This window comes from Gorillibacterium sp. sgz306347 (genome assembly GCF_059735245.1).
Genome location: NZ_JCAPET010000092.1, coordinates 1 through 2,032 on the forward strand (window position 1 = coordinate 1; position 2,032 = coordinate 2,032).

The window sequence follows — 2,032 nt, forward strand, 5'->3', positions numbered from 1 at the left end:
CGGCACTACGGGCGGCACGGGTGCGACTGGCGCTACCGGCGCTACGGGCGACACCGGTGTGACTGGCGCTACTGGCGCTACCGGCACTACCGGCGTAACTGGCGCTACGGGCGACACGGGTGCGACTGGCGTCACCGGCACTACGGGCGGCACGGGTGCGACTGGCGTCACCGGTGGACTGGCGCTACCGGAGCAACCGGCGTAACCGGCGCTACGGGCGACACCGGTGCGACTGGCGCTACCGGCACTACGGGCGGCACGGGTGCGACTGGCGCTACTGGCGCTACTGGCGCTACTGGAGCTACCGGCGTAACCGGAGCAACCGGCGTAACCGGCGCTACCGGCGACACCGGTGTCACTGGCGCTACCGGAGCTACGGGCGACACCGGTGTGACTGGCGCTACTGGAGCAACCGGCGCTACCGGCACTACGGGCGGCACGGGTGCGACTGGCGCTACCGGAGCAACTGGTGTAACCGGAGCTACCGGCGACACCGGTGTCACTGGCGCTACCGGAGCTACTGGCACTACCGGCGTTACCGGCGCTACCGGCGCTACCGGCACTACGGGCGACACGGGTGCGACTGGCGCTACCGGAGCTACCGGCACTACCGGCGTTACCGGCGCTTCCGGAGCTACCGGAACTACCGGCGGCACGGGTGCGACTGGCGGCACGGGTGCGACTGGCGCCACCGGCGCGACAGGTGCCACCGGTGTTACGGGTGCCACCGGCGCTTCCGGAGCTACCGGCGCGACAGGTGCCACCGGCACAGTCGCTAATCTGCCAACTTTAGCTGCTAATGACATTGCAGGTACTATTTCGGTCTTCCCGCCCGTGAGTACCGAAGTCAGCGTAGTTTCGGTTTCTCAAAATGAAACGATAAATCAGCGCGTGAAGATCGATTATGCCGTTTCGGTTGAGGCTGTTACAGCAGCAAACTGGTCGCTCACCCTAGAAACACGGCTATATCGAGCCGGTACTTTGTTAACCACCCGAACCGTTAGCAGGAATGCTTCAACAGCAGGTACGCAACGATTCCCCATTTCCAACACTTATGTGGTTACCACTCCTGCTACTGCTTCCGTCACTTATGAAGTAAGAGTTATTTTTACGGCTGCAACCAACATCACATCCGCCATTGCTGTTAACCGAAACCTGAATACAATAACTTTCACTCCCTAATCATCAAAACCGCTTTGATAAAATAACCTCAACTCTATGACGTTTTATTCGGAAACAACCAAAACGACCTGGTCGATGGCTCATTCTCGTCGGCTAGGTCGTTTTCTCTTTGACGCGGATTACGGTTCTGCCTTTCCTCCTTGAGAAGGACTTTCATATGCTGGCCTATTTTTTGAAAACAAAAATCAAAAATCAACTGTCATTTCTACGCGAACGACCACACCACCGATCACTTTAATTAATAGAATGTGAGGAAAGGAGTTGAAAGAAAAGATGACGATTCAGTTTGAAAACTTGGCCAACAATGGAAGCTTCGAAACCGGCGTTTTGGCTCCCTATTGGTCCGGCTACAACGTCTCGGTAACCAATGCCGTCTCCAAAGTCGGTTTTTTTAGCGCGGTGTTAGCTGGAACGCAATATTCCGCCCTCATATCGACAACTTTTGTTCAGCCTGGGGCCAGTTACCTGGTCGGCTTTTCCTTGGCAAAAGTTGGTCCTGGTATCAGCGACCAGGTAAACGTGACGGTTAGTTTTTATGACGCCTCATACACACTGATTAGCAACGCTTTAACGTTAACTTTTCCTCAAAACAGTTTGCCCAGTACCACCGATTCGTGGCAAAGTGTTTTTGATGTGACCGCTGTAGCGCCGGCAAATGCCGTATATGCCTCCTACCTTTTTGAAAAGCCTTTTGTTTCCGGAACTGCGGATGTTGTTCTTGATGAGGTTGTATTTGTCCGTGCTGAGGCGCTAAACGATATGGGGGTTACAGGTGCAACTGGTGCCACCGGCGCTACAGGTGCTCCCGGCGCTACGGGCGCCACCGGCGCTTCCGGCGCTACGGGGGCCA

General features: G+C 56.5%; 2 protein-coding genes. Both read left to right on the plus strand.

The window, feature by feature from the left end; genetic code table 11:
- The first annotated feature begins 834 nt into the window (after positions 1–834).
- Positions 835–1,182 (plus strand): hypothetical protein, encoded by a 348-nt coding sequence (locus AC6I6H_RS22395; protein ID WP_497956820.1) that lies wholly within the window; start codon positions 835–837, stop codon positions 1,180–1,182.
- Positions 1,183–1,443: 261 nt separating this feature from the next.
- Positions 1,444–2,032, plus strand: a 589-nt coding sequence (locus AC6I6H_RS22400) for an NTTRR-F1 domain (RefSeq protein ID WP_497956822.1), incomplete at its 3' end; no start/stop codon positions are given.